Source organism: Massilia sp. BHUDP2, from assembly GCF_046236355.1.
GTDB lineage: Bacteria > Pseudomonadota > Gammaproteobacteria > Burkholderiales > Burkholderiaceae_D > Telluria > Telluria varians.
On sequence record NZ_JBJUVW010000008.1, the window covers coordinates 1 to 5,491 of the forward strand.

A 5,491-nucleotide genomic window follows, 5' to 3' on the forward strand; every position below is an offset into this window, starting at 1 on the left:
CCCCACCAGATGATTCTGGTGGGGTTTTTTGCTTTGTAGTCCTAAAGCCTGCTGTTCGGATCCGCACTGCGGATCCTCACTCTTCCGCCAGCAACTGCTGCACCAGTCGCGTCATCTCCTCGAGCCGGTACGGCTTGCGCAGCAGGTGATTGCGCTCGAGGATCTCGTCGTCTGCGCTGCCTTCGCCCGGATAACCCGATGCGAACAACAGCTTTGCCTGCGGCAGGTAGTCGGCCATTGCCGCCGCCAGATCCTGCCCGCGCACTTCGCCGGGCATGACCAGGTCGGTAAAGACGAGATCGATCGGCAGCCGCTGGCGGATCATACCCAGCGCTGTCTCGCCGTCCGCTGCTTCGAGCACGCACAGCCCGAGCTTGCGCAGCACCTCGACGCTGACCTGCCGCACAGGCGCTTCGTCTTCCACGACGAGCACGGTCCGTACGGAGACAGGCGCCGCTGCGGGCGCCGGTTCCACCTCGGCCGCCTGCAGCAGCGGGAAATACATGCTCACGGCCGTGCCGCTGCCGGCCACGCTTGCCAGTTCGATCTGCCCGCCGCTTTGTCGCACGAAGCCGAAGGCCAGGCTCAACCCGAGGCCGGCACTGCGCCGGCCCGCCTTGGTCGAGAAGAAGGGCTCGAAGGCGCGCCGCTGGACCTCTTCGTCCATGCCGGGGCCGTTGTCCGTGAGGCGGACGCGCAGGTAACCCGGGGCCTCGTCGGCCTGCGCATGTCCCGGCAAGTGCGCCGCGTCGGCCGTCAGCTCGAGCCACCCGTCCTTGTCCATGGCTTCCGCCGCGTTCTGCACCAGATGCAGGACGGTTTTCTCGAACTGGGCCGGATCGACGCAGGCCTGCAGGCCGTCGCCGAGCGACAGCGTCAGCGCATGTCCGCCCAGGGTTTGGCGGATCGTGCCTTCCATGCTGCGCAGGTGCCGGCCCACATCCAGGGCCAGCGGCGCCAGCGGCTGCCGGCGCGCGAAGGCCAGCATCTGCGAGGCCAGCTGGGCGCCGCGGCGTACGCCTTCCGAGGCTGCTTCCAGGCGCTTCACCGTCCGCTCGTCGGCGCGGTGCGCCACCCGCAGCAGCTGCAGGTGCCCGTTGATCAGCTGGAGCACATTGTTGAAATCGTGTGCCACGCCGCTCGTCAGCTGGCCGATCGCTTCCATTTTCTCGGCTTCGTGCAGCGAGGCCTGTGTCCGGGCCAGTTCGTGCGTGCGTGCGAAGAGCTCGGCCTGGCTCGCGCGCAGCGCCTCCAGCGCGCGGTCGCGTTCCCGCGTCGCGCGGTAGGCACGCGAGTGCGCCAGCAGGCGCGCCGTGAGTTCGACACTGTCCGGCCACTTCACAAGGTAATCGATCGCTCCCGCCTCGAAACCGCTCGCCTTCACGCGCGGACTGGTGTTCGACGACAGCATGATGATCGGCACCTCGGCCACGCGCGAATCCTGCTTGAGGGTGCGGATCACTTCCAGCCCGTCGATCAGCGGCATGTGCAGGTCGACCATGATCACGGTCGGCGCGAATGCCAACGCCGTCTCTAGCGCGCGCGACGGATCCTGCTGGTATTCCAGCACGATGCCGGATTCGGCCGCCAGCATGCCGCCGACGAGGTCCGCATTGATCAGGTGGTCGTCGATCAGCAGGGCCCGGGTTTCGATCGTTTTGGTGAGCATCTTGTCCTGGAGCGGTCTTATTGAAGAGTCTCGCCCGCTTCGAGCATCGCTCGCGCGATGCTTTGTTCGAGCTGCAGCAGATCGTAGGGCTTGGGCAGCACGATGATGCCGCTGTCGGGCGCAACGCGCACGTTGTTCCCCTCGCCCGAGGTAAGGATCACGCGCAGCATGGGACGCATCGCGATCGCCCGCGCCGCCAGCTCGAGGCCCGACAGGCGCGGGAGGTTGAGGTCGGTGAAGAGAATGTCGACCTCATGTTCGTTCAGCAGCATGAGTGCATGTTCGGCCGAGCCGCTGCCGCTGGCCGCATGGCCGAGCGCCGCGAGCAGCTCGCAGGCCAGTTCGCGCGTGTCCGGATCGTCTTCGACCACCAGAATGCGCTGCGTGTCGTCCTGCGCGGACGGGATCGTGCGCACAATGTCGTCCGCGACCGCCGGCGCCGCCATGGGCACCGACAGCGCGCTCGCACCGAGCTGGCCGCGGATCGTGCGCGCCAGTTGCTCGCGGCTGAATGGTTTCGGCAGCAGCTCGATCGCTTCGTCGAAGGAGGTGTCGGGCAGCTGGCCCGAGGTCAGCAGGATGCGCGTGCGCGGCGCGACGTGCCGGCACTGCGCCACCAGTGAGGCGCAGTCGACGGCGCCCGGCATCGACAGGTCGGAGAACAGCAGGTCGACCGGCATCCCGGACTGGAGCACGGCGAGCGCCTGCTGTCCGCTCTCGGCACCGAGCACCCGGTAGCCCAGGCCGGCGAGCAGCTCGGTGGTGGTGGCCACGACCGCCTCGTCGTCATCGACCACCAGAATGGTCTCGTCGCCGCCCGGCACGCTGGCCTCGCTCACAGCCTGCACGTGCAGCGCCTCGCCTTCGGCGCGCGGCAGCAGGATCGTGATCGTCGTCCCATCGCCCGGGCTGCTGTCGATGCGGATCGCGCCGCCGCTCTGGTTCACGAAGCCGTACACCATGCTCATGCCCAGGCCGGTGCCTTCGCCGGGCGCCTTGGTCGTATAGAACGGATCGAAGATCTTGGCGAGGACTTCCGGCGTCATGCCGCAGCCCGTATCCGCGATCGACAGCGACACCTGGCCTGCGGATGCCTCGCCGTTGCTGACGCTGATCGTCAGGCGCCCGCTGCCGCCCATCGCGTCGCGCGCGTTGATCGCCATGTTCAGGATGGCGTTCTCGAGCTGGTTGCGGTCCACCCTGGCATGCCAGAGTCCCGGCGCGCGGCGCAGGTCCAGCACGATCCGGTCGCCCAGGGCGCGCAGTAGCAGCGACTCCATGTCGGCGAGCAGGCGTCCGAGATCGGTGGTCACCGGCTGCAGCGGCTGGCGGCGCGCAAATGCGAGCAGCTGCGAGGACAGCTTCGAACCGCGTTCGACGGCCGCAACCGCGCTTGCCACGCGCGCACCGAGCACGCTGCCGATCCCGTCCAGTTCCATCAGCTGCAGGTTGCTGGAGATGATCTGCAGGACGTTGTTGAAATCGTGGGCCACGCCGCTGGCCAGCTGGCCGACCGCTTCCATCTTGTGGGCCTGGCGCAGCGCATCCTCGGCCTTGGCGCGCTCGGCTTCTTCCAGCACGACCTTGCGCTCCAGCGCGTGGTTCAGTTCGCGCAGCGCCGCTTCGGCCTGCTGCAGGTTCTCCTCGGTGCGTTTGCGCTCGGTGATGTCGAGGGCCACGCCGAGGTAGCGCCGCTCGCCGGCGATCGTGCTCGGCACGGCCTCGCCGCGGCGCGCGATCCAGCGCCGCTCGCCGTTGTCGATGCGGGTGATCAGGAATTCCGAGTAGCGCAGCGGATTCGATTCGCTGCCGATGCGGTTCGGTCCGGCCAGGTGCAGGAAGGACGGGTCGACGCGGCTGAGCAGCAGGTCGGCAGTGATCTCGATATCGGGGGCGAAGCCCCAGATGCGGCGGTAGGCATCCGACACCACCAGCTTGCCGGTGCTCGGGTACCACTCGAAGGTGCCGATGCCGCCGGCTTCCTGGGCGACACGCAGCCGCTCCTCGGTCAGCGCGTGATCGGTAACGTCGACGCCTTCGACGAAGATGCCGTGGATACGGCCGTCCGCATCCTTCAGCGGCTGGTACACGAAGTCGAGGATGCGGCGCTCCATGTCCTGGCCGTTGCCGCGGTCCAGCTGGACCTCGAGCTTGCGGCCATGGTAGGGCTCACCGCTCGTGTAGACACCGTCGAGCAGCTGGTAGATGCCCTGTCCATCGAGTTCCGGCAGGGCGAGCCGCACCGGCTTGCCGAGGATCGGGCGATGCTGGACCAGTTTCAGGTAGGCGTCGTTGGCCAGCGCGAACACGTGTTCCGGACCGGTGAGCACCGCCATGAAGCTCGGCGCCTGGCGGAACAGGGTGTTGAGGAAGTCCATGTCGCTGGACAGGCGCCGGTTGGCCTGTTCGAGCGTGATGCGCAGGGCGTCCAGGTCGCTGTTGACCTGCTCGAGATGGGTTTCGTGGCGTTCCCGCTGCTGTGCGCTGTGCACCCGCTCGGTCGTCTCCAGCACGGTCGCCAGCACCCCGCGCACGACGCCGTGCTCATCGACGGCCGGACCGTAATAGAGGTCGAACCAGATCTCCTCCGGCACGCCATGACGGTCGAGGACGAAGCGGGCGTCGCGAAAGACCCGCTCTTCGCCGGCGAAGCAGGCATCGAAGACTTCCTTGTTGAAGTCGCGGGCATCCGGCCAGGCGTCCAGCACCGAGGTGCCGAGGACCTGCGGATGCTTGCTGCCGCACACCCGTGCGTAGCCGTCGTTGTAGATGAGGGTACGGTCGTCGCCCCAGATCAGGGCCATGCTGGCCGGGGAGCGCAGGACGACGTCGGTCAGCGTGCGCAGGGCAGCTGGCCAGCTGTCGATGGGGCCGAGCGCTGTCGTGCTCCAGTCCCGGGATCTAATCAGCTCGGCCGCTTCGGAACGCGAAGCGGGCCAAACGATCTTGCTCATACTGCCTCATCTGGTCGAAGGCGAAGCTCGCCAGGGCCGCGGTGCGGACAACGTGTCCGCACCAGCGTGACAGTGTAACACTGGAAACTGAGCGGTCAGTGGCTTTTGTCTGTATGCCAATGCATGCTCAGGCAGCCTGGACGCCGCCGTTCATGCGCAGTTCCAGCTTGTTCCAGAAGCGGTCATGGACCGGAAGCAGCAGGACGTTGCAGACCGGTTCGAGCACCGCGGCCATGCCGCCGAACGCAAGCGAGCCGGTGGCAACATACATCACTGCGAAGGCCACGCCCATGTGGAGGGCGGTCTGGCTCAGTTTCTCGGCAGCGATGCGCAGGTAGCGTTCACCTTCGTTCAGGGCGCGCGCACGGACGGCGGCCCATGCCTTCTCGTGCAAGGGAAGCAGCAACACATTGATGAGCGGTTCGATCACGATCGCCAGTCCACCGAAGACGACCGAGCCCGTCACGGCGTACGCGATGGCGAACGCGATCGCCATGTGGGTAATGACCTGACTGGTTTTCTTGGCGGCGATGACCATGCTTGCTCTTCCTCTGCTTCGTTAACACTGCTGTACGCCAAATGATATCGATTCTCATTCATAGCTAAAAGCAAATTTAATCAAAGAAGTTGATAGATGCAGACTATTGTCGGCGCCGCTTGGGCGGGGCCGGTACTGTGGCTTGTTCACATACGGACCACTTGCGCTGCATACGGGAGCTTTGCTATAGTCTCGTTTCTTCGACGCACATCGCAGCTTTCAAGGCAGCGACAGCGAAAGAGAAAAAAGAGGGGCTTGACGATAAACGCAGAACACCGCATAATCTCACTTCTCTGCTGCTGACGAACACAACGCTTCGTAGCGATAGCA

General features: G+C 66.0%; 3 protein-coding genes. All 3 read right to left on the bottom strand.

Annotation, left to right across the window (positions count from 1 at the left end; genetic code table 11):
* Positions 1-76: 76 nt before the first annotated feature.
* The 3 genes from ACK6C6_RS24455 to ACK6C6_RS24465 all read right to left on the bottom strand — a co-directional run bounded on the left by ACK6C6_RS24455 (position 77) and on the right by ACK6C6_RS24465 (position 5,161).
* Positions 77-1,669, bottom strand: coding sequence for a response regulator (locus tag ACK6C6_RS24455; protein WP_409269780.1), 1,593 nt, complete (start codon positions 1,667-1,669; stop codon positions 77-79).
* Positions 1,670-1,686: 17 nt separating this feature from the next.
* A complete protein-coding gene (locus ACK6C6_RS24460; RefSeq protein ID WP_409269781.1) occupies positions 1,687-4,623 on the bottom strand; it encodes a response regulator in 2,937 nt (978 codons plus the stop codon).
* Positions 4,624-4,750: 127 nt separating this feature from the next.
* On the bottom strand, positions 4,751-5,161 hold the full coding sequence (locus tag ACK6C6_RS24465) for a DUF2061 domain-containing protein (protein WP_209589988.1): 411 nt from the start codon (positions 5,159-5,161) through the stop codon (positions 4,751-4,753).
* Between the last annotated feature and the right edge of the window lie 330 nt (positions 5,162-5,491).